The sequence below is a fragment of the Paraburkholderia terricola genome (assembly GCF_900142195.1).
Taxonomy (GTDB): domain Bacteria; phylum Pseudomonadota; class Gammaproteobacteria; order Burkholderiales; family Burkholderiaceae; genus Paraburkholderia; species Paraburkholderia terricola.
The window spans coordinates 146,174-166,459 of record NZ_FRAB01000002.1 but is presented as its reverse complement, the minus strand read 5'-3'; the positions used below and the strand labels follow the sequence as shown (position 1 = coordinate 166,459).

The window sequence follows — 20,286 nt, the reverse complement described above, 5'->3', positions numbered from 1 at the left end:
TGATGCGATTACATGCGGGAGATAAGCCGCGATCGGAACGGAACGGGGCGCCTTAAACCGGCACCTTCTTCAGCATTTCGACGCCGACCATTCCCGCCGCGATTTCACGCAAGGCGACGACCGTGGGCTTGTCGCGGCTCTCGATCTTCGGCGTGTGCCCTTGAGCGAGCTGACGCGCGCGATAGGTTGCGGCAAGCGCCAGTTCGAAACGATTCGGGATCTGTTTGAGGCAGTCTTCGACGGTAATGCGGGCCATGTTGGGTTCCTTCTCAGTATGTTGCTTATTCTACCTTATGTGCTCGACACACCACCGCGCTCACGCGTGCGGCAGGTGAATGCCGAGCTGCACGAAAAGCTGCGTATGACGCGCGTATTGCGAGCCGAAACGCGAACGCGTGGCGGCCACGAGGCACCGCAGTTCACCGAGCGCGCGATCGAAGTTGTCGTTGATCACGACATACTCCGCTTCGGCCGCGTGCGCCATCTCGCTACCCGCAGCGAGCAGGCGGCGCGTGATGACGTTCGGCTCGTCCTGGCCGCGTTTTTTCAGCCGCTCTTCGAGCGCTTCGAGCGACGGCGGCAGGATGAAGATTTCCACTGCATTGTGAAACTGCTTCTTCACCTGCTGCGCGCCTTGCCAGTCGATTTCGAGCAGCACGTCATGGCCGCTTTTCATCTGCTCCTCGATCCATACACGCGAAGTGCCGTAGTAGTTGCCGTGGACTTCCGCGCTTTCCAGAAACTCGCCCGCGTCGTGACGCCTCATGAAATCGTCGACGGTCGTGAAGTGATAGTGCTCGCCGTCCTGTTCCTTCGGGCGCGGCGGGCGCGTGGTGTACGAGATCGACAGACGGATCGCTTCGTCGCCGGCGAGCAGCGCGTTCACGAGCGTCGACTTGCCCGCGCCCGACGGCGCGACCACCATGAACAGGTTGCCCGGATAAGCGCCGGCGTAGGGATTGCGCGGTGCGCCGGTTTCGCGTGTAGGGTCGGTCATGTTCGTGTTGCTCCAGCCTTATTCCAGGTTTTGTACTTGCTCGCGCATCTGTTCGATGAGCAGCTTCAAGGTCATCGACGAATCCGCCAGTTCTTTCGCGGCCGCCTTCGAGCCGAGCGTGTTCGCCTCGCGATTGAGCTCCTGCATCATGAAGTCGAGCCGCTTGCCGACCTTGCCGCCCTTCTCGATCACATGACGCGTTTCGTTCAGGTGAGCCGTGAGGCGCGACAGTTCCTCGGCGATGTCGATGCGGATGCCGTACATCGTCACTTCCTGGCGAATCCGTTCGTTGATCTCCTCGCGCGAGACGATGGTCGCGGCCGTATCCGGCGCGGCGATGCCGAGCGCTTCCTGCAAACGTTCGACGATCTTCTGCTGGTGCCTGGCAATCAGCTCCGGCACGAGCGGCGTGATCTTCGTGACGATCGCTTCCATCTCGGTGACGTTGGCGAGCAGCATCGTCGCCAGTTGCGCGCCTTCGCGAGCGCGCACGTCGATCAGATCGGCAATCGCCTGCTTGCCGCAGGCGAGCACCGCGTCGCGCAGCACGTCCTGCGCCACGCCGGTTTCCGCGAGCACGCCCGGCCAGCGCAGAATCTCGCCGGCGCGCAGACGTTCCGCTTCCGGGAACGTGGAGAGCACCGTGCGCTCGAGCAACGCGAGTTGCGCCAGCGTGTCGTGACTGATCGACCCCGCGTTGGCGGACTGTTCGCTGCGCTGCAGGTTGATGCGGATATCCACCTTGCCGCGCGAAAGCTTGTTCATCAGCATCTCGCGCAGCGTCGGTTCGCACACGCGCACGTCTTCGGGCATGCGAAAGTTCAGATCGAGAAAGCGCGAGTTCACCGTGCGCAGTTCGACCGAGACGCTCACGCCGCCGGTGCCTGCCGCCGCGACGAGTTCGCGTGTCGCGCTCGCATAGCCAGTCATGCTGTAGATCATCGTATTTCTCGCGATTGTGGCCATGCGTTCGACGATGGCCGGAGAGTCGAATCGCCCGGCGTGTACGAGGCGCGGGGCGGGGAATTCGTATTATCCCATCTTTGGCGATAGAACCCCTTTGAGATGCCCGCTGCACGTGGGCAACCGGCCTGCCCGATCGGCTGTAAAATTGCGCTTTTCCTTCCGCCTTCCTCACGACCAAACCCACTATGACCGACACCACCCAACGCCCCAGCGGCCGCCAGGCCAACCAGCTGCGCGACGTGCGCATCACGCGCCACTACACGAAGCATGCGGAGGGCTCGGTGCTGGTCGAATTCGGCGACACCAAGGTGATCTGCACGGCGAGCATCGCGGAAACCGTGCCGTCGTTTTTGCGTGACCGTGGTCAAGGGTGGCTCACCGCCGAATACGGCATGCTGCCGCGCGCCACCCACACCCGCAGCGATCGCGAAGCGGCGCGCGGCAAGCAAACCGGCCGCACGCAGGAAATCCAGCGTCTGATCGGCCGCGCGCTGCGCTCGGTGTTCGATCTCGAGAAGCTCGGCGCGCGCACGCTGCACATCGATTGCGACGTAATCCAGGCCGACGGCGGCACGCGCACCGCCGGCATCACCGGCGCCTTCGTCGCCGCGCACGATGCGGTGACGAAGCTGCTCGCCACCGGCCGTATCGAAACCTCGCCGATCAGCGATTACGTCGCCGCGATTTCGGTCGGCGTGTACGACGGACTGCCGGTGCTCGACCTCGATTACGACGAGGACTCGCAATGCGACACCGACATGAACGTGGTGATGACGGGCGCGGGCGGCTTCGTCGAAGTTCAGGGCACGGCCGAAGGCGTGCCGTTCTCGCGCGCTGAAATGAATGCGCTGTTTGATCTGGCGAGCGACGGCATCAACACGCTGATCGCGAAGCAGAAAGAAGCGTTGGAGCACAAGGGTGAGTGAAGGTCGTCAAGGCAACGGCGCGATTGCATCAGGTTCGCCGTTGACAAAAGTCGTGCTGGCGTCGAACAACGCGGGCAAGCTGCGCGAATTCGCGGCGCTGCTCGGCGCGGCCGGCATCGAATTGATTCCGCAAGGCGAGTTGAACGTGCCGGAGGCGGAAGAGCCGCATCCGACTTTCGTCGAGAACGCGCTTGCCAAGGCGCGTCATGCGGCGAAGCTCACCGGCCTGCCCGCCCTCGCGGATGATTCCGGCCTGTGCGTGCGCGCGCTGCGCGGCGCGCCGGGCGTCTATTCGGCGCGTTACGCGCAACTGGCCGGCGGCGAGAAGAGCGATGCCGCGAATAACGCGCGCCTCGTCTCCCTGTTGAAGGGCGAAGCCGACCGGCGCGCGTATTACTACTGCGTGCTGGCGCTCGTGCGTCACGCGGACGATCCCGAGCCGTTGATCGCCGAAGGCCGCTGGCATGGCGAGATTCTGGACGCGCCGCGCGGCCGGCATGGCTTCGGCTACGACCCGTACTTCTTTTTGCCCTCGCTGAATGCCAGCGCCGCGGAACTGGAGCCGGCGGTGAAGAACGCCGGCAGCCATCGCGCAATGGCGTTGCGGCAACTGCTCGCGCGTTTGACGGAGGAAGCGTGATTCCGATCAGACCGGCGCCGACCGATATCGGCAATGGCGTCATCAAGGCATTCACGTCGCCGGGCAGCATTCGGCTGACGTCGCTGCCGCCGTTGTCGTTGTACGTGCATTTTCCGTGGTGCGTGCGCAAGTGTCCGTATTGCGATTTCAATTCGCACGAGTGGAAAGGCGAGACGTTTCCCGAGAACGACTATCTCGACGCCTTGCGCGCCGATCTGGAGATGGCGCTGCCGCTCGTCTGGGGACGCCAGGTGCATACGGTGTTCATTGGCGGCGGCACGCCCAGCCTGCTGTCGGCGGCCGGGCTCGACCGCATGCTCTCCGACGTGCGCGCGCTGCTGCCGCTCGACGCCGACGCGGAAATCACGCTTGAAGCCAACCCCGGCACCTTCGAGGCCGACAAGTTCGCGCAGTTTCGCGCGAGCGGCGTGAACCGCTTGTCGGTGGGCATCCAGAGTTTCAACGAAGCGCACCTGAAGGCGCTCGGCCGGATCCACGACTCGGCGCAAGCGCGTCACGCCGTCGAAGTCGCCGCGACCACGTTCGACAACTTCAACCTCGACCTCATGTTCGGCCTGCCGCGGCAGACGCTCGCCGAATGCCAGGCGGACGTCGAAACGGCGCTGTCGTTCGCGCCGCCGCACTTGTCGCTGTATCACCTGACGCTCGAACCGAACACGCTGTTTGCCAAATTCCCGCCCGCCTTGCCCGACGACGATGCCTCCGCCGATATGCAGGACTGGATTCACGAACGCACGGCGGCGGCCGGTTACGAGCGCTACGAGGTGTCGGCGTATGCGAGGCCGCATCGTCAGAGCAAGCACAATCTGAACTACTGGCGCTTCGGCGACTATGTCGGCATCGGCGCGGGCGCGCACACCAAGCTGTCGTTTCCGAATCGCGTGTTGCGTCAGGCGCGCTACAAGCATCCCACCACCTTCATCGAGCAGGCCAAGGCCGGCGCGGCAGTGCAGGAAGAGCACGAAGTCGGACCACGCGATCTGCCGTTCGAGTTCATGCTGAACGCGCTGCGGCTGGTGGAGGGGTTTCCGGTGCATCGGTTCATCGAACGCACGGGCATGTCGATGACGTCGATCGAACCGGCTTTACAGGAAGCGGAACAGCGCAAGCTGATTACGCGCGACCATGAAAAGATTGCGCCGACGCCGCTCGGCCAGGCGTTTCTGAACGATTTGCAAGCGCTGTTTCTGAAGGATTCGCAGTGATTGCGGGCTGGCCGGACGCCGCAACGAGGTTTTTTCAGGTTACAATTTGCGGCTTGGAGGTGTGGCCGAGCGGTTTAAGGCACCGGTCTTGAAAACCGGCGAAGGAGCAATCTTTCCGTGAGTTCGAATCTCACCGCCTCCGCCATATCATCAATGCAAAACGGACCGCGAGGTCCGTTTTGCGTTTCTACTGGGCGTGATAGCAATCAACGCGCAGAACGAGTCGGCTCGTCTAATCTGATCGACTTGTGGTCCGCTCCGGTCGCGCCCCTCGCTGTTTTTTGCCACCACCGCCTAAACCAGCGCGGTCGCCTCAACCTCGATCTTCAATCCGTAATGCAGTTGCGGAACCGGCACGACCGCACGCGCCGGCCGTGCGTCGCCGGCCCATTGCGCATAGATCTGATTGAAGCTCACCCAGTATTCGACATCCGCGATATAGACGCGCACCTGCACCAGTTGCGCGATGCTGCTGCCGGCGCCTTCCAATGCGGCCCGCAGATTGGCCAGCACCTGCTCCGCCTGAACCTCGAACGAGGCGCCGGAAAGCTTCTCGCCTTGCGCATTGATCGGCAACTGTCCCGACACGAAAACAAAACCGTTGGCGATCGCGACGTGACTGTAATGACCGCCCGGTTTCGCGAGGTTGACGGGGTTGTCTGTATGCGGCAAACGAAGGGCCTGCTGGCTATCAGCCATGAATCCGACTCCGAAGGTGGTGACCATGCTGCGCATGCCCGCGCATATGCGCCACATGAGCCGCATGCGGCTCGATCGTGCGACCGCAACGGCTTACGCGAAAGCATGAAGAACGCTCGCAGAGAGACAACGCGGCAAACCGACACCGCGCTATTTCGCGCGATCAACCATTCCAGCGAAAGAGCCGGTAAAGACCCGCCCGTCCCCCGCCCCGCGCGTCACACATCACACGCCAAGCGTCTCCAGCTTCTCGCGCGCATCGGCGCAACGGCGATTCAGATCGCGATGCATCAACTGGCTGTCGAGCAATGTCGATACGTCGGACAATCCGTAATCAAAGCGCAAGACGTATTCGATATCGGTGTAGTCGTGATACGCGCCGCTGTCCGCCAGCTTCTGCGCTTCGGCAAAAGCGGCATGCTGCCGTTCGCCATTCATCAAGTCTCTGATCGCCATGATTGCCGCTCCGAGGAACAGTGACACCATCATAGCAATGCAAATCAAACTGCACGGTCGCGCGCGCGCAACACCTGGTGTTTTCCGTAGCCGTCGCGCGGCGAGGTCAACTCGCCATCAAGCGGCGACAACGGGCACCTTCGTTCCATGCCACCGGACGACCAGAATCCGCCCGACGTAGCACAGCGAGCCCGCGACGCCAACGACAATGCCCATGCCCTTGGGCGAGCCGTCCTCCCAAAGTCCGACCGCGAGGCTCGACAACGCGCCCAGCGCCAACTGCATCGCGCCGAACACCGCGGCCGCGGCGCCGGCATTCGCCGGATAGCGGTGCATCAGATCGGTCGTGCAATTGGCGGATAACAGACCCACCACGCCGACCACGAAAAACAGACCGGCCACGATCGACCACAACCCGCCCCATCCCGTCAGCGACACGAGGCAGACGAACAGCGAAGCGATGCAACTGACGCTGGCCGAAAACGAAATGATCGGCAGCGACCCGAGCCGGCCGACGAGACGCGTGTTCATCAAGTTGCCGAGCATGATGCCGACGATATTCAGCGCGAACAGAAAGCCGTAGTGTTGCGCCGACACGTGGAAATATTCGATGTACACGAACGGCGTCGCGGTGATGTACGCGAACATGGAGGCGAACGCCATGCCGCCGCACATCATGTGCCCCCACGCGACCGGATCGCGCAGCAACTTGCCGTATGCGCCGAACGATTGCAGCAAGGCCGAATGCGCACGTTTCTCGCGCGGCCACGTTTCAGGCACCTTGAGGAACGCGGTCACCGCGCACACCGTCCCGAACAGCGTCAATACGACAAACACGACGCGCCAGCCGCCGAGCAGCAGCAACTGCCCGCCGATCAACGGCGCCAGCAACGGCCCGATCGAGGTGACGATGGCGAGCATCGACAGCACACGGGCGGCGTCGGTCGGCCCGTGCGCGTCGCGCGCAATCGCGCGCGCCAGCACCGAGGCCGCGCCCGCGCCCAGCGCCTGCACGAAGCGGAACACGATAAGCGATCCGATCGAGAACGACAGCGCGCACGCCACGCTGGCCACCGCATACATGACGATGCCGCCGAGCAACACGGGTCGGCGGCCATACGTGTCCGACAGCGGACCATAGAGCAGCATGCCGATCGAAAAACCGAACATGAAGCTGGTGAGCGTCGTTTGCGCGGCGCCGGTGCTGATGGCGAACGCCTGCGCGATGGTCGGCAGGCTCGGCAAATACATGTCGATGGAAATCGGTCCGCACGCGGCAAGCGCACCGAGCAACAGAATCAGCCGGCCATCGGGCCGGCGTCTGACGACGTGAGACATGGGAATCCAGATGAAGCGCCGCGCCGTGACCGGCAGCGAAGCGATGAAACCGGGAAAACAGCAGCTTGACGGCCTCGATTGTACGCGACGGTTAAAGCGCCGCCGCGTCGGATCGCGATCGGGCGCCACATGAGAATGCGCCTGCGGCAAGCGCGTCGCCGATCGGTTAAGCTGCCGCCTGAACCACGCGGACGCTACGCCTCGTGTGTCCGCCGTGCCCTTTGCCCACCGTTCCGCCTGGACCTTTCGATGACCGCATTCCTGCTGATCTGGAGCCCCAGGAAATGGCCGTGGCCCGAATTGCCCGACGTCGCAAAGCGTGTCGCCGCTGGTATCGCGGTGACTGACGTATGGGGATGCGGATTCGCTCGCGGCATCCTGCCGGGTGATCGCGTGTTCCTGCATCGCGTCGCCCAGGAGCCGAAGGGCATTTTCGGCTCCGGTTACGTGACGAGCGCGCCCTATGAGGTTCCCGACCCGGCGACCAAACGCGGCTACCGGCTGTGCATCGACTTCGTCTACGACTGGCTGGTCGATGCGCACGAGAGCCCGGTGATCCCACGCGAAGCGTTGCGCGTGCATCCGTTCTCGGTGCAGACATGGGATGCACAGAGTTCCGGCACCGTCATCAAGCCGATCGCCGAAGGTGCATTGGAAAAGCGTTGGGCCGAGCTCACCGGCAAGCGCAAACCGCCGGGATTCGATGCCGCGCCGGCGGGACCCACGCGCTCGAGCAAAGTCACCGCGCATGCGGCCGCTGCTGAAAAAAGCGCGGCGCAAAGTCGCACGGCGATCAAGTCGGACGCGTCGCCAACACCGTCGAACCAAAGCGCGGTTACGGGCGGGACCAAGGCGGCAACCAGGGCTGCGACGAAACCCACGGCAACGACACGCAAGCGGCGTCGATGAGCCACGCGCGCGATGACTGCGTGCAAAGCCCAGCCTGGCAGGGGCTACCGCAAAGCCTGTTCACGCTGACTCCGGTACAATTTCTCCACTCACCCCGGCGCCGCGCGAACCGGCTGCACGCCCCACGCGCCGCCGCGCTACCCCAATTCCATCCATCGTCATGTCCAAAAACGAAACCCTCTTCGACCGCGCGCAACGCACCATTCCTGGCGGCGTGAACTCGCCGGTCCGCGCATTTCGCTCGGTCGGCGGCACGCCACGCTTCATCGAGCGTGCCCAAGGCGCCTACTTCTGGGACGCGGACGGCCAGCGTTACACCGATTACATCGGCTCGTGGGGCCCGATGATCCTCGGCCACGTCCACCCGGAAGTGCTCGAAGCCGTGCAGCGCGTGCTGGTCAACGGCTTTTCGTTCGGCGCTCCGACTGAGTCGGAAGTAGAAATCGCCGAGGAAATCTGCAAGCTGGTGCCCTCGATCGAACAGGTCCGCATGGTATCGAGCGGCACCGAGGCGACCATGAGCGCGCTGCGTCTCGCGCGCGGCTTCACGAACCGCAGCCGTATCGTCAAGTTCGAGGGCTGCTATCACGGCCACGCCGACAGCCTGCTGGTCAAGGCGGGTTCGGGCCTGCTGACCTTCGGCAACCCGACTTCGGCAGGCGTGCCGGTCGACATCGCCAAGCACACCACGGTGCTCGAATACAACAACGTCGCGGAACTCGAGGAAGCGTTCAAGGCATTCGGCAACGAAATCGCCTCGGTGATCGTCGAGCCGGTCGCGGGCAACATGAACCTCGTGCGCGCCACGCCCGAATTCCTGCAAGCGCTGCGCCGTCTGTGCACCGAATACGGCTCGGTGCTGATTTTCGACGAAGTGATGTGCGGTTTCCGCGTCGCGTTAGGTGGCGCGCAAGAGGTCTACGGCATCACGCCGGATCTGACGTGCCTCGGCAAGGTGATCGGCGGCGGCATGCCTGCGGCGGCTTTCGGCGGCCGGCGCGACATCATGGCTCACCTCGCGCCGCTCGGCGGCGTCTATCAGGCGGGCACGCTCTCGGGCAATCCGATCGCCGTTGCCGCCGGCCTGAAAACGCTGCAACTGATCCAGGCGCCGGGCTTCTACGACACGCTGGCCGCGCGCACCACGCGGCTCGCGCAAGGTCTCGCGACGGTGGCGCGCGAAGCCGGCGTGCCGTTCGCGGCCGATTCGCTGGGCGGCATGTTCGGGCTGTACTTCACCGAATCGATTCCGGCGAGCTTCGCCGAGGTCACGAAGAGCGACGTGCCGCGCTTTAACGCGTTCTTCCACAAGATGCTCGACGCCGGCGTGTACTTCGCGCCGTCGGCTTACGAGGCGGGCTTCGTTTCCATCGCTCACGACGACGCGATCATCGACGCCACGATCGACGCGGCGCGCGGCGTGTTCGCCTCGCTCTCGGCCTGAACCCCGCAACGGACGCAACGCAAACCGTACCGAAGCCTGAACCGACGCCCCATACTGCCTAGCCACCGTACCGACCGGACCCCGATGTTCTCGCAAACCGACTTCGTCCATATGGAACGCGCGCTCGCGTTAGCCAAGCGCGGCATGTACACGACCGACCCCAATCCGCGTGTGGGTTGCGTACTCGTCAAGAACGGCACGGTGATCGGCGAGGGCTTCACGCAACCGGCCGGCCAGGACCATGCCGAGATCCGCGCGTTGAAAGACGCGCGCTCGCGCGGTCACGATTTGCGCGACGCCACCGCCTACGTGACGCTCGAACCGTGCAGCCATTTCGGCCGCACGCCGCCGTGCGCGAACGCGCTGATCGAAGCGCAGGTCGCGCGCGTGGTCGCGGCAATGGAAGATCCGAATCCGCAAGTTTCCGGGCGTGGCCTCGCGATGCTGCGCGACGCCGGCATCGAAGTACGCTGCGGGCTGCTCGCCAACGAAGCGCATGAACTGAACATCGGCTTCGTGTCGCGCATGACGCGCCGCCGCCCGTGGGTGCGGATGAAAGTGGCGGCCTCGCTCGACGGCCGCACCGGCTTGCCCTCGGGCATCAGCCAATGGATCACCGGCGAAGCCGCGCGCGCCGACGGTCATGCGTGGCGTGCCCGCGCGTCGGCGATTCTGACCGGCATCGGCACCGTCAGGGAAGACGATCCGCGCATGACGGTGCGCGCCGTCGACACGCCGCGCCAGCCGCGGCGCGTGCTGATCGACAGCCAGCTCGACGTGCCGCCTGAAGCGCAGATCCTGGCCGGCGCATCCACGTTGATTTTTTGCGGCAATCTCGACCAGCGTCATACCGAGCGCGCCAACGCGCTGCGCGATCGCGGCGCCGAAATCGTGCAGTTGGCGAACGCCGCCGGCAAGGTCGACCTGCCCGCCATGCTCACGGTGCTCGGCGAGCGCAACGTGAACGAACTGCACGTGGAAGCGGGCTACAAGCTGAACGGCTCGCTGCTGCGCGAAGGCTGCGTCGACGAACTGCTCGTCTATCTCGCGCCGAGCCTGCTCGGCATGGACTCGATGAGCATGTTCAATCTGAGCGCCCCCGAAACGCTCGAAGGCCGCGTCAAACTGAATTTCCACTCGATCGACCGGATCGGCGACGATCTGCGGATTCTCGCGCGCTTCGTACCCTCGGTCGCGCCTGAGCATACCGCCGGCCCCGGCACCGATCCGGCATCCCCACCCGTTTCGAATTGAGCAAGGAATAGCACGATGTTCACAGGAATCGTCGCGGCAGTCGGCCGCATTGAATCAGTCAAGCCGCTGGGCACGGACGGCGACGCGGGCGTACGGCTGAACGTCGAAGCCGGCGGCCTCGATCTCGAGGACGTGCAGCTCGGCGACAGCATCACGATCCAGGGCGCCTGCATGACGGTGGTCGCGAAAACCGCGCATTCGTTCGAAGTGGACGTGTCGCGCGAAAGCCTGAACTGCACGGCGGGCCTCGGCGAACCCGGCGAAGTCAATCTCGAGAAGGCGCTGCGCGCGCACGACCGGCTCGGCGGCCATATCGTCTCCGGCCACGTGGACGGCCTCGGCACGGTCACGCATTTCGCGCCGGTCGGCGAATCGCACGAACTGCGCGTGCTGGCGCCGCGCGAGATCGGCCGCTATCTGGCGTACAAAGGCTCGATCACTGTCAACGGCGTGAGTCTGACCGTCAACTCGGTTAAAGATCGCGACGATGGCTGCGAATTCTCGATCAACCTGATTCCCCACACGGTTGAAGTCACCGCCCTCAAGCATCTGCGCGAAGGCGCGAAGGTGAATCTGGAGATCGATCTGATCGCGCGGTATGTTGAGCGCATGCTGTCGGCGGCGTCAACCACGGGTCGGTCGTAGTTCGTTGAACCAGGCGGAGTCCCCGGTTCAGTCCTCGCCGACTTACTCGGCGATCCGCTGCCGGAACCACTCCGCCAGCGCAACTTCTTCGAGCGCCCCGGCGGCGACCATTTCCATCGTCTTTACCGCGTCGGCGGGGTCGAACTTCAGCCGATAGCCATTGTCGGCGAGGAAAAGCCGCCCAACCACCCAGGCTGTTCGCTTGTTGCCGTCCGCGAAGCCATGATTCCGCGCCAACCCGTAGACATAGGCCGCTGCCAGGGCAGCCGCATCGGCATCCGCATACACGTCCAGATTTTGCGGCCGTGCGAGCGCCGACTCCACCGCCCCTTTGTCGCGCACGCCATCGAGCCCGCCGTGCTCGGCAAGCTGGCGATCATGCACGGCATAAGTGAGATCCGCGCGCACCCAACGCCATGCTGTCATTTGGCCAGTGCTCGCAAAATATCGCGATCATCGTGCATGATCTCTTCAGCCAGTTTCATCTGGCGTTCAAAGTCCGGGTTGTATGGCGTGATCCGGTACCCGCCTTCGGGTGCCTCGGTCAGATAGACCGTATCGCCCTTCTGTACCTTGAGGCGTGCCATCGCCTCCTTGGTGAGAATGAAGCCAGCCGAAGCCCCCACCGTTGTGACCTTGAAAGTAAGCATGACGCCCTCCTCGCTATATAACTTTTATTATATAACCGCAAATCACCCAAGGAACGAGGCTGTCTCCGCTGACTGAAACACGCCGGAATAACAAACTGCAAAAACCGGCAACACCCGCACACGCATGGGCTGGCGGCGGCGCCTTGCCGCCCTCAACCCGTTCATGCATCCACCGTTCGAACGAGCATAGCAACGGCGGACGGCTCAGCGCCAGCCGGCCAAACGGCCTATGCCGTCCGGCAGAGGCGACGTGGACGGGCGCGTGGCGTAAAATACGCGCTTTCCCGAAAATCTCGCCAACATGACGCTCGCCTCCACTCCAGAGATCATCGCCGAACTGAAAGCAGGCCGGATGGTGATCCTCGTCGACGAAGAAGACCGCGAAAACGAGGGCGACCTCGTGATCGCCGCCGAATTCGTCACGCCGGAAGCGATCAATTTCATGGCCCGCTACGGCCGCGGTCTGATCTGCCTGACGCTCACGCAGGAACGCTGCAAGCTGCTCAACCTGCCGCTCATGACCTACCGCAACGGCACGCAGTACGGCACGGCGTTCACGGTCAGCATCGAAGCGGCCGAAGGCGTGACCACCGGCATTTCGGCGGCCGACCGCGCCCGCACGATCGCCACGGCGGTCGCGCCGGACGCGAAAGCGGAGCACATCGTGCAGCCGGGCCACGTGTTTCCGATCATGGCTCAGCCGGGCGGCGTACTGGTGCGCGCCGGCCACACGGAAGCCGGCTGCGATTTCACGGCGCTCGCCGGCCTCACGCCGGCCGCGGTGATCTGCGAAGTCATCAAGGACGACGGCACGATGGCGCGCCTGCCGGATCTGCTGGAATTCGCCCGCGAGCACGGCCTGAAGATCGGCACGATCGCGGACCTGATCCACTATCGCAGCCGCACCGAGTCGATCGTCGAGCGGATTTGCGAGCGCACCATGCAAACCGCGCACGGCGCGTTTCGCGCGGTGATGTATCTCGACCAGCCGAGCGGCCAGCCGCATATCGCTCTCGTGCGCGGCACGCCGCAACCCGACCACGACACGCTGGTGCGGGTACACGAACCGCTGTCGGTGCTGGATCTACTCGAAGTCGGCGAATCCACCCATTCGTGGACGCTGGACGCGGCGATGAAGGAAATCGCCCAACACGACCTCGGTGTGATCGTGCTGCTGAACTGCGGCGATTCGAAAGATCATCTGATCGACGTTTTCAAGGCGTTCGATTCGAAGGAAAAAGCGGAGGCGCTCAAACGCCGCCCGGTCGACTTCAAGACGTACGGCATCGGCGCACAGATTCTGCGCGAACTCGGTGTCGGCAAGATGCAGGTGCTGTCGAACCCGCGCAAGCTGGGCAGCATGTCGGGCTACGGTCTCGAAGTCACGGGCTTCGTGCCGATGCCGGGCAGCACCTCGCAGGCCCCGCAGCAAGACTGATCCGACCATTCACGCGCTTCGCGCTCACTCAAAACACTACGGAATTCACATGGAAATCGGACAATATCAACCGAATCTCGACGGCGACGGACTGCGCATCGGCATCGTCCAGGCGCGCTTTAACGAACCCGTTTGCAACGGCCTCGCAGACTCCTGCATTGAGGAACTCGAACGCCTCGGCGTGACCGGTGAAGACGTGCTGCTCGTCACCGTGCCGGGCGCGCTGGAAATTCCGCTCGCGTTGCAAAAGCTCGCCGAAAGCGCGCAATTCGACGCGCTGATCGCGCTCGGCGCGGTGATTCGCGGCGAGACCTACCACTTCGAACTGGTGTCGAACGAAAGCGGCGCGGGCATCACGCGTATCGGCCTCGACTTCGGCATTCCGGTCGCGAACGCGGTGCTGACCACCGAAAACGACGAGCAAGCCGTCGCCCGCATGACCGAGAAAGGTCGCGATGCGGCGCGCGTGGCCGTCGAAATGGCGAACCTCGCCGTCGCGCTCGAACAACTCGGCGGCGACGATGAGGAAGAAGACGAAGAAGAGGAACAGGCATGAAGAGCGCACGCCGACGCTCCCGCGAGTTGGCCACGCAGGGGCTCTATCAGTGGCTGCTGTCGGGCTCGCCCGGCGGTGAAATCGACGCGCAACTGCGCGGCGCGCAGGGCTACGACAAGGCCGACCACGAGCATCTGGACGCCATTCTGCACGGCGTGATCCGCGATTCGGAGGCGCTCTCCGCCGCTATCGCACCGTGCCTCGATCGCCCGCTCGAGCAGCTTTCGCCGGTCGAACGCGCGGTGCTGCTGGTCGCCGCCTTCGAACTGAAGAACCATCTGGACATTCCCTATCGCGTGGTCATCAACGAAGCGGTCGAGCTCGCCAAGACGTTCGGCGGCTCCGACGGCTACAAGTACGTGAACGGCGTGCTCGACAAGCTGTCGGCGCAACTGCGCGTCGCTGAAACACAGGCCGCCCGCAAGCATTGAAGTGTCGCGCGCATGGCCGTGTCGCGCGCCATGCGCCGTATTCGAGCAGGGCCGAACGCTGCAAGGACGCCGTCGAACGCATGAACCTGATGCACGAGACGCCGTCCCGCCCTTGCTTCTGAACTGGATTTGATCGTATGAACTCCGTGACCGAACCCTTGGTGCGGCTTGCTGCGCGCGTCCACGCCATCCAGCCTTTCTACGTGATGGAACTGGCCAAGGAAGCCGCGCTGCTCGAGCGCGACGGGCGCGACATCATTCACATGGGAATCGGCGAACCCGATTTCACCGCGCCCGAGCCGGTCATCGAGGCGGCTGCGAGCGCGTTGCGCCGCGGCGTCACGCAATACACCAGCGCGCTCGGCCTGCATGCGCTGCGCGAGGCGATTTCCGCGCATTACACCGAGGTCCATGGCGTGAGCGTCGATCCGGCGCGGATCGTCGTCACCGCCGGTGCTTCGGCCGCATTGCTGCTGGCTTGCGCGGCACTGGTCGATCGCGACGACGAAGTGCTGATGCCCGACCCCTGCTATCCGTGCAACCGTCATTTCGTGATGGCCGCCGAAGGCAAGCCGGTCATGGTGCCGAGCGGCCCAGCCGAGCGTTTCCAGTTGACCGCCGCGGACGTCGAGCGCCTGTGGAACGAGCGCACCCGTGGCGTGCTGCTGGCGTCGCCGTCGAACCCCACCGGCACGTCGATCGAACCGGCCGAACTGGAACGCATCGTCAAGGCGGTGCGGGCGCGCGGCGGCTTCACGATCGTCGACGAGATCTACCAGGGCCTGAGCTACGACGCGAAGCCCGTGTCGGCGCTCTCGTTCGGCGACGACGTGATCACCGTCAACAGTTTCTCGAAGTACTTCAACATGACCGGCTGGCGTCTGGGCTGGCTGGTGGTGCCGCCCGGCATGGTCGGCGCGTTCGAAAAGCTCGCGCAAAACCTGTTCATCTGCGCGTCCGCGCTCGCCCAGCATGCGGCGCTAGCGTGCTTCGAACCGGAAACGATCGCGATCTACGAAGCGCGGCGGCTCGAATTCAAGCGCCGCCGCGACTTCATTGCGCCGGCCCTGGAATCGCTCGGCTTCTCGGTGCCGGTGATGCCGGACGGCGCGTTCTACGTGTACGCCGACTGCCGCACGGTCGCGCATCCGGCGGCCGGCGACAGCGCGGCGCTCACCAAGGCGATGTTGCACGATGCGGGCGTGGTGCTGGTGCCGGGCATGGACTTCGGCACGCACGCGCCGAAGCGGTACATCCGGCTGTCGTACGCAACCGCCTATCCGAAACTGGAAGAAGCGGTCGACCGGTTGGCGAGGCTCTTCGGGTTACATTGACCGGAAAAAGCGGCACGCCGCGCGGGTCACGGCCGACAGGAGCCAGGGGCCGTATGAGTCATATGAGCCATCAGCCATGAGCCATGAGCCATGAGCCGCGGCCAGTCGAACCAAACGCCGTTCCCCAAACGCAAAAAGGACACCTCTCGGGTGTCCTTTTTCGTAACCATCGCTATCGCTATCGCAATACGCGATCAGCGTAACGCCGTGAACCTCAGGCGCCCATCTCCGAAGCCGATGCCACATGCTTGGGCGCATTCGAGCTCGCGTCGTCCTGCTCGGAAACCGGCGTCTTCGGCGCTGCCGCGCTCAGCGGACGACTGCCTTCCAGCGTCACCTGCACGCGCTTGCCGTTGTTCGTGCCAGCCGCGGCAGGCGCATTGTTCGAGGCTGTCAGGACCGGCGCCTGCGGGGCATTGACCGGCACCTTGCGGCCGCGCGCCACGTCGCGCAGACGGCCGCGCTCGGCCATCACCTTGGCGCCGTAACCGCCGTCGTCCTGCGAGGTCGAGCCGACGTACAGGCGCAAGCCGCCCGGCAGCGAACCGCCGCGCGCGATGCAGTCCTTCAGCACCAGCGCGCCCACCTTGATGTTCGCGACCGGTTCGAGCGCCGCGCTCTGCCCGCCGAAATACTGGAACTTGTCCGAATGCACCTTGGACATCACCTGCATCAGCCCTTGCGCGCCGACGCCGCTCTCAGCGTAGGGATTGAAGCCCGATTCGATCGCCATCACCGACAGCAGCAGCAGCGGATCGAGACCGACTTCGCGGCCGGTGTCGAACGCGGCCTTCACGAGTTCGCTCACCGGCTCTTGCGCCACGCGATAGCGGCGCGCGAGGTACGACGCCACCAGATCCTGCTCGCGAGTCGAGATGAGCACGCGGTCGTCGCGTGCGTCGGCCGAGACGCGCTGCGACGGAATCAGCTCCGCCAGCGCGGCGACGCTGTGCATGGTGCGCGGGTCGAGCCCGTTCAGCGCGGCCACGCCCATGCCGGCCGAGCCCGTGCCGTCAAAGGCGCCGTCGTAGCCGGTATTGCTGGTGCTCACGATGATGTTAGCGTTGCTCGCCCCGCCGATCGCGTCGGCAGCGCCCGAATTCGCGGACAACGAGTCGTCGGAAGCCGCGCTTCCAGCCGGTCCGAAGGCCGGCAGCGGATGGCCCTGCAGCAGACGTGCGGGACCGGCTTGCACAGCGGCGGAAATGACCGGCATCAGCTTGGCGGCCACGGTGCCGCGCCAGGCGGCCGGCATCAGCCACAGCGCGAGCGCCACCACGACGGCGATACCGCCGACGATGCTGAACAGGTGATGACTCATTCGGGTCCCGCGACGCAGCACACCGCGCACAACTTGCGCGATACGCTCATCGGGACGCCACGATAACCAGGCGTTCATTCAGATCTCCCATGTTGCATGATCCGCGAACTCCGCCAGTTCAACAGGCGGTAACACACATTCGCAGAGTCAAGACGTCGCGTGCTCTGTCTGGTTAGGCCAGCAGCGGCGTCGGGAAAACGGCACATACCGTTTGTGGGGAGCCATCCTGGAAAGAGCCCGCGGCATACCAAAAAGCAGGCGGGCGGCGGCTCCCACGCGAAAAACCAGCGTCAGTCGGACGCTGGCGAGGACTTCAACAAGGCCGTCAGATACCGTGCAGGGGGTCGGCAAAACGGTGACGCGTTGCGTCTGATGGGACCGGGGGCAGTGGTAAAAAGGTTCACGCCCTGCAACCAACGTGGACGGATTCTATTCAGCGTTTTATAGATCGTCAACACTATAGATAGGCAAAACTATAACTAATTGTAATAATGAAAGGCGCTCAGGCCACTCGAAACCGCGCGCCAAGCCCTTCTCGAGCTATCTCGATTCTCTCGTTCGAACCTGGCCGTTTGGCCGATCCACGTGCGTCAGCCAACACAGGTAAAATCGACAATCGTTTTGGTGCCGCAAATGCTTGCCGCGCCCTCCTTTTTCGCCGCTTGCGCGGCTCTGAACCGCAACAGATGAAATACAAAGACCTGCGCGATTTCGTCGGCCGCCTGGAACAGATCGGTGAACTCCGCCGTATCTCGCAAAACGTCTCCCCCGTCCTGGAAATGACCGAGATATGCGATCGCGTGCTGCGCGCCGGGGGCCCGGCCGTGCTGTTCGAGAGCAGGCAGCGGCATGCGTTTCCCGTGCTCGGCAACCTGTTCGGCACCCCGCGCCGCGTCGCGCTCGGCATGGGCATCGACACGCAAGCCGGTGAAGGCGACGGCGCCGCACTCGAATCGCTGCGCGACGTCGGCCGTCTGCTGTCCGCATTGAAGGAACCGGAGCCGCCGAAAGGGTTCAGGGATGCCGGCAAGCTGTTCTCGCTCGCGAAGGCGGTTTGGGACATGGCGCCCAAAACGGTGAGCGCGCCGCCCTGCCAGGAAATCGTCTGGGAAGGCAACGATGTCGACCTCGAAAAACTGCCGATTCAGACCTGCTGGCCGGGCGATGCCGGCCCGCTGATCACATGGGGTCTTACCGTCACAAGAGGCCCGAATAAGAGCCGACAAAATCTAGGCATATACCGCCAGCAACTGATCGGCCGTAACAAACTCATCATGCGCTGGCTTGCGCACCGCGGCGGCGCGCTCGATTTCCGCGAGTTCGCATTGCGCAATCCTGGCAAGCCCTATCCGGTGGCCGTGGTGTTGGGCGCCGATCCGGCGACCATCCTCGGCGCGGTCACGCCGGTGCCGGACACGCTGTCCGAATACCAGTTTGCCGGGCTGCTGCGCGGCGGGCGCACCGAACTCGCGAAGTGCATCACGCCAGGCGTCGACGGTTTGCAGGTCCCGGCGCGCGCGGAGATCGTGCTCGAAGGCTTCATCCATCCGCAGGAAGGCACGCCCTCGGCCGCTCCCGCAGGCGCTCCGCCGCGTCCGGCCAAGGGCGCGTCGGCCGGCTATGAACATGCGCTGGAAGGTCCATACGGCGACCACACCGGCTACTACAACGAACAGGAGTGGTTTCCCGTCTTCACGGTCGAGCGCATCACCATGCGGCGCGACGCGATCTACCACTCCACCTACACCGGCAAACCGCCCGATGAACCGGCCGTGCTCGGCGTCGCGCTCAACGAAGTGTTCGTGCCTCTGCTGCAGAAGCAATTCACCGAGATCACCGACTTCTACCTGCCGCCCGAAGGTTGCAGCTACCGGATGGCGATCGTGCAGATGAAAAAGAGCTATCCCGGCCACGCCAAGCGCGTGATGTTCGGCGTGTGGAGCTTCCTGCGGCAATTCATGTATACGAAGTTCATCGTCGTGGTCGACGAGGACGTGAACATCCGCGACTGGAAGGAGGTGATCTGGGCGATCACCACGCGCGTCGACCCGTCGCGCGACACGGTGCTGGTCGACCGCACGCCGATCGACTACCTGGATTTCGCCTCGCCCGTGGCCGGGCTCGGCTCGAAGATGGGACTCGACGCAACGAACAAATGGCCTGGCGAAACCGACCGCGAATGGGGCCGCCCGATCGTGATGGACGACGCGGTCAAGCAGCGCATCGACACGCTGTGGAACGAGTTGGGCCTGTAGGGCGATCGGTACAACAAGACTGAATAACGAAGCTGACGGAGCCGTTGCGCGGATGCATGCCTTTTCAATGATGTCGGACGGTTTTTTCCTGTCCTTGTCGCTGTGCCTGGATATCGGTCTCGTGAACGTCGCCATGATTTCGCTGACGCTGTCGCACGGCTTCAAGCCGGGCTTCTGGCTGGGCCTCGGTTCCTGCATCGGCGATCTGATTTACGCGGCGCTCGCGCTCGCGGGCATGGCCGCGTTGTTGCAGTTCGAGTCGGTGCGCTGGGTGGTGTGGATCGGCGGCGCGGCGATCCTGCTTTTTCTGACGTGGAAGATGGCGCGCGAGGCGATGTTCCCGGCCTCGGCGCCGCCCGTGGCCGGCGAGGCGGATGCCGATGCGCCGCATCTGTCAGCGTGGCGCGGTTTTCTGCGCGGCGTGTTGCTGGCGATGTCGTCGCCCTCGGCGATTCTGTGGTTCGCGGCGGTGGGCGGCGCATTGATCGCGAAAGCCGGCGCCACGAGCGCGACGACCGCGCCGGTGTTTTTAGGCGGCTTCTTTCTCGGCGGTCTGTGCTGGACGGTCTTTATCTGCGGACTCGGCAGCCACGGGCGCAAACGCGCCGGCACCGGTTTGCTGCGCGCCTGTCATGTGCTGTCGGCGCTGCTGTTCGCGTACTTCTCGTATAGCGTGATCGTCAACGGGTATCGCGATCTGATCGTGCAGACCGCGCACGCGGCAAGCTCATAACGACGGTTCGCAGCCGAGGCTGACGAGCCGTCTTCGCTTTAGATGCAGCAAGCGTGGCAGCGGAAGCC

The 20,286-nt window shown here is 64.2% G+C and carries 22 protein-coding genes and 1 tRNA gene; 14 read left to right on the top strand and 9 right to left on the bottom strand.

Going from position 1 to position 20,286, the window contains the following annotated elements; genetic code table 11:
* Positions 1-52: 52 nt before the first annotated feature.
* The 3 genes from rpoZ to BUE39_RS02585 are packed head-to-tail and all read right to left on the bottom strand — an operon-like array spanning position 53 to position 1,939.
* Positions 53-256, bottom strand: coding sequence for a DNA-directed RNA polymerase subunit omega (rpoZ, locus tag BUE39_RS02595; protein ID WP_073427086.1), 204 nt, complete (start codon positions 254-256; stop codon positions 53-55).
* A gap of 60 nt (positions 257-316) precedes the next feature.
* A complete protein-coding gene (gene gmk / locus BUE39_RS02590; RefSeq protein ID WP_073427085.1) occupies positions 317-997 on the bottom strand; it encodes a guanylate kinase in 681 nt (226 codons plus the stop codon).
* A gap of 18 nt (positions 998-1,015) precedes the next feature.
* On the bottom strand, positions 1,016-1,939 hold the full coding sequence (locus tag BUE39_RS02585; protein WP_073427084.1) for a YicC/YloC family endoribonuclease: 924 nt from the start codon (positions 1,937-1,939) through the stop codon (positions 1,016-1,018).
* A 209-nt stretch (positions 1,940-2,148) separates the two neighbouring features.
* Here BUE39_RS02585 and rph point away from each other — a divergent pair, with 209 nt between their 5' ends.
* The 4 genes from rph to BUE39_RS02565 all read left to right on the top strand — a co-directional run bounded on the left by rph (position 2,149) and on the right by BUE39_RS02565 (position 4,900).
* Positions 2,149-2,889 (top strand): ribonuclease PH, encoded by a 741-nt coding sequence (rph, locus tag BUE39_RS02580; protein ID WP_073427083.1) that lies wholly within the window; start codon positions 2,149-2,151, stop codon positions 2,887-2,889.
* A complete protein-coding gene (rdgB, locus tag BUE39_RS02575) occupies positions 2,882-3,529 on the top strand; it encodes an RdgB/HAM1 family non-canonical purine NTP pyrophosphatase (protein ID WP_073427082.1) in 648 nt (215 codons plus the stop codon). The genes rph and rdgB overlap by 8 nt, the downstream gene beginning before the upstream one ends.
* Positions 3,526-4,755 carry a radical SAM family heme chaperone HemW gene (gene hemW, locus BUE39_RS02570; protein WP_073427081.1) on the top strand — a complete coding sequence of 410 codons (1,230 nt, stop codon included), beginning with the start codon at positions 3,526-3,528 and terminating at the stop codon, positions 4,753-4,755. The genes rdgB and hemW overlap by 4 nt, the downstream gene beginning before the upstream one ends.
* A gap of 55 nt (positions 4,756-4,810) precedes the next feature.
* A tRNA-Ser gene (locus BUE39_RS02565) sits at positions 4,811-4,900 on the top strand.
* Positions 4,901-5,049: 149 nt separating this feature from the next.
* On the opposite strand, the gene BUE39_RS02560 is transcribed toward BUE39_RS02565, so the two are convergent.
* From BUE39_RS02560 to BUE39_RS02550, 3 genes are all read right to left on the bottom strand, one after another.
* On the bottom strand, positions 5,050-5,454 hold the full coding sequence (locus BUE39_RS02560) for a RidA family protein (RefSeq protein ID WP_073427080.1): 405 nt from the start codon (positions 5,452-5,454) through the stop codon (positions 5,050-5,052).
* 225 nt (positions 5,455-5,679) lie between these two features.
* The gene (locus BUE39_RS02555; RefSeq protein WP_073427232.1) at positions 5,680-5,910 is read right to left on the bottom strand and encodes a hypothetical protein; all 231 of its coding nucleotides are present in this window, start codon (positions 5,908-5,910) and stop codon (positions 5,680-5,682) included.
* Between the two features lie 117 nt (positions 5,911-6,027).
* On the bottom strand, positions 6,028-7,248 hold the full coding sequence (locus tag BUE39_RS02550; protein WP_073427231.1) for a Bcr/CflA family multidrug efflux MFS transporter: 1,221 nt from the start codon (positions 7,246-7,248) through the stop codon (positions 6,028-6,030).
* A gap of 249 nt (positions 7,249-7,497) precedes the next feature.
* Between BUE39_RS02550 and BUE39_RS02545 the strand changes: the two genes are divergently transcribed.
* The 4 genes from BUE39_RS02545 to BUE39_RS02530 all read left to right on the top strand — a co-directional run bounded on the left by BUE39_RS02545 (position 7,498) and on the right by BUE39_RS02530 (position 11,500).
* Positions 7,498-8,157: a hypothetical protein gene (locus BUE39_RS02545; RefSeq protein ID WP_227470666.1), complete on the top strand. Its 660-nt coding sequence runs from the start codon at positions 7,498-7,500 to the stop codon at positions 8,155-8,157.
* Between the two features lie 160 nt (positions 8,158-8,317).
* The gene (gene hemL / locus BUE39_RS02540) at positions 8,318-9,601 is read left to right on the top strand and encodes a glutamate-1-semialdehyde 2,1-aminomutase (RefSeq protein ID WP_073427079.1); all 1,284 of its coding nucleotides are present in this window, start codon (positions 8,318-8,320) and stop codon (positions 9,599-9,601) included.
* Positions 9,602-9,685: 84 nt separating this feature from the next.
* Positions 9,686-10,855: a bifunctional diaminohydroxyphosphoribosylaminopyrimidine deaminase/5-amino-6-(5-phosphoribosylamino)uracil reductase RibD gene (ribD, locus tag BUE39_RS02535; RefSeq protein WP_073427078.1), complete on the top strand. Its 1,170-nt coding sequence runs from the start codon at positions 9,686-9,688 to the stop codon at positions 10,853-10,855.
* A 15-nt stretch (positions 10,856-10,870) separates the two neighbouring features.
* Entirely contained in the window at positions 10,871-11,500 is a 630-nt protein-coding gene (locus BUE39_RS02530; protein ID WP_073427077.1) for a riboflavin synthase, read from the top strand.
* Positions 11,501-11,542: 42 nt separating this feature from the next.
* On the opposite strand, the gene BUE39_RS02525 is transcribed toward BUE39_RS02530, so the two are convergent.
* Positions 11,543-11,926, bottom strand: a complete 384-nt coding sequence (locus BUE39_RS02525) for a type II toxin-antitoxin system death-on-curing family toxin (RefSeq protein ID WP_073427076.1) — start codon at positions 11,924-11,926, stop codon at positions 11,543-11,545.
* The gene (locus tag BUE39_RS02520; RefSeq protein WP_009889671.1) at positions 11,923-12,150 is read right to left on the bottom strand and encodes an AbrB/MazE/SpoVT family DNA-binding domain-containing protein; all 228 of its coding nucleotides are present in this window, start codon (positions 12,148-12,150) and stop codon (positions 11,923-11,925) included. The genes BUE39_RS02525 and BUE39_RS02520 overlap by 4 nt, the downstream gene beginning before the upstream one ends.
* A gap of 301 nt (positions 12,151-12,451) precedes the next feature.
* On the opposite strand from BUE39_RS02520, the gene ribBA reads away from it, so the two are divergent.
* The 4 genes from ribBA to BUE39_RS02500 all read left to right on the top strand — a co-directional run bounded on the left by ribBA (position 12,452) and on the right by BUE39_RS02500 (position 15,909).
* The gene (gene ribBA, locus BUE39_RS02515; protein ID WP_073427075.1) at positions 12,452-13,588 is read left to right on the top strand and encodes a bifunctional 3,4-dihydroxy-2-butanone-4-phosphate synthase/GTP cyclohydrolase II; all 1,137 of its coding nucleotides are present in this window, start codon (positions 12,452-12,454) and stop codon (positions 13,586-13,588) included.
* A 49-nt stretch (positions 13,589-13,637) separates the two neighbouring features.
* Positions 13,638-14,144 carry a 6,7-dimethyl-8-ribityllumazine synthase gene (ribH, locus tag BUE39_RS02510; protein ID WP_073427074.1) on the top strand — a complete coding sequence of 169 codons (507 nt, stop codon included), beginning with the start codon at positions 13,638-13,640 and terminating at the stop codon, positions 14,142-14,144.
* Positions 14,141-14,575 carry a transcription antitermination factor NusB gene (gene nusB, locus BUE39_RS02505; RefSeq protein WP_073427073.1) on the top strand — a complete coding sequence of 145 codons (435 nt, stop codon included), beginning with the start codon at positions 14,141-14,143 and terminating at the stop codon, positions 14,573-14,575. Before ribH ends, nusB begins: the two co-directional genes overlap by 4 nt.
* 137 nt (positions 14,576-14,712) lie before the next feature.
* Positions 14,713-15,909, top strand: coding sequence for a pyridoxal phosphate-dependent aminotransferase (locus BUE39_RS02500; RefSeq protein ID WP_073427072.1), 1,197 nt, complete (start codon positions 14,713-14,715; stop codon positions 15,907-15,909).
* A gap of 214 nt (positions 15,910-16,123) precedes the next feature.
* Here the strand turns inward: BUE39_RS02500 and BUE39_RS02495 are convergent, their stop codons facing one another.
* Positions 16,124-17,308 carry a lytic transglycosylase domain-containing protein gene (locus BUE39_RS02495; protein ID WP_073427071.1) on the bottom strand — a complete coding sequence of 395 codons (1,185 nt, stop codon included), beginning with the start codon at positions 17,306-17,308 and terminating at the stop codon, positions 16,124-16,126.
* A 608-nt stretch (positions 17,309-17,916) separates the two neighbouring features.
* Between BUE39_RS02495 and BUE39_RS02490 the strand changes: the two genes are divergently transcribed.
* Positions 17,917-19,485 (top strand): UbiD family decarboxylase, encoded by a 1,569-nt coding sequence (locus BUE39_RS02490; protein ID WP_073427070.1) that lies wholly within the window; start codon positions 17,917-17,919, stop codon positions 19,483-19,485.
* Positions 19,486-19,537: 52 nt separating this feature from the next.
* Positions 19,538-20,218, top strand: a complete 681-nt coding sequence (locus BUE39_RS02485; RefSeq protein ID WP_073427069.1) for a LysE family translocator — start codon at positions 19,538-19,540, stop codon at positions 20,216-20,218.
* The last annotated feature ends 68 nt before the right edge of the window (positions 20,219-20,286 follow it).

Bases quoted from the DNA above. Each gene is read 5' to 3' on its own strand.
- rpoZ (WP_073427086.1), bottom strand. From the start codon at position 256: ATGGCCCGCATTACCGTCGAAGACTGCCTCAAACAGATCCCGAATCGT.
- gmk (WP_073427085.1), bottom strand. From the start codon at position 997: ATGACCGACCCTACACGCGAAACCGGCGCACCGCGCAATCCCTACGCC.
- BUE39_RS02585 (WP_073427084.1), bottom strand. From the start codon at position 1,939: ATGATCTACAGCATGACTGGCTATGCGAGCGCGACACGCGAACTCGTC.
- rph (WP_073427083.1), top strand. From the start codon at position 2,149: ATGACCGACACCACCCAACGCCCCAGCGGCCGCCAGGCCAACCAGCTG.
- BUE39_RS02560 (WP_073427080.1), bottom strand. From the start codon at position 5,454: ATGGCTGATAGCCAGCAGGCCCTTCGTTTGCCGCATACAGACAACCCC.
- BUE39_RS02555 (WP_073427232.1), bottom strand. From the start codon at position 5,910: ATGGCGATCAGAGACTTGATGAATGGCGAACGGCAGCATGCCGCTTTT.
- BUE39_RS02550 (WP_073427231.1), bottom strand. From the start codon at position 7,248: ATGTCTCACGTCGTCAGACGCCGGCCCGATGGCCGGCTGATTCTGTTG.
- BUE39_RS02545 (WP_227470666.1), top strand. From the start codon at position 7,498: ATGACCGCATTCCTGCTGATCTGGAGCCCCAGGAAATGGCCGTGGCCC.
- hemL (WP_073427079.1), top strand. From the start codon at position 8,318: ATGTCCAAAAACGAAACCCTCTTCGACCGCGCGCAACGCACCATTCCT.
- ribD (WP_073427078.1), top strand. From the start codon at position 9,686: ATGTTCTCGCAAACCGACTTCGTCCATATGGAACGCGCGCTCGCGTTA.
- BUE39_RS02530 (WP_073427077.1), top strand. From the start codon at position 10,871: ATGTTCACAGGAATCGTCGCGGCAGTCGGCCGCATTGAATCAGTCAAG.
- BUE39_RS02525 (WP_073427076.1), bottom strand. From the start codon at position 11,926: ATGACAGCATGGCGTTGGGTGCGCGCGGATCTCACTTATGCCGTGCAT.
- BUE39_RS02520 (WP_009889671.1), bottom strand. From the start codon at position 12,150: ATGCTTACTTTCAAGGTCACAACGGTGGGGGCTTCGGCTGGCTTCATT.
- ribBA (WP_073427075.1), top strand. From the start codon at position 12,452: ATGACGCTCGCCTCCACTCCAGAGATCATCGCCGAACTGAAAGCAGGC.
- ribH (WP_073427074.1), top strand. From the start codon at position 13,638: ATGGAAATCGGACAATATCAACCGAATCTCGACGGCGACGGACTGCGC.
- nusB (WP_073427073.1), top strand. From the start codon at position 14,141: ATGAAGAGCGCACGCCGACGCTCCCGCGAGTTGGCCACGCAGGGGCTC.
- BUE39_RS02500 (WP_073427072.1), top strand. From the start codon at position 14,713: ATGAACTCCGTGACCGAACCCTTGGTGCGGCTTGCTGCGCGCGTCCAC.
- BUE39_RS02495 (WP_073427071.1), bottom strand. From the start codon at position 17,308: ATGAACGCCTGGTTATCGTGGCGTCCCGATGAGCGTATCGCGCAAGTT.
- BUE39_RS02490 (WP_073427070.1), top strand. From the start codon at position 17,917: ATGAAATACAAAGACCTGCGCGATTTCGTCGGCCGCCTGGAACAGATC.
- BUE39_RS02485 (WP_073427069.1), top strand. From the start codon at position 19,538: ATGCATGCCTTTTCAATGATGTCGGACGGTTTTTTCCTGTCCTTGTCG.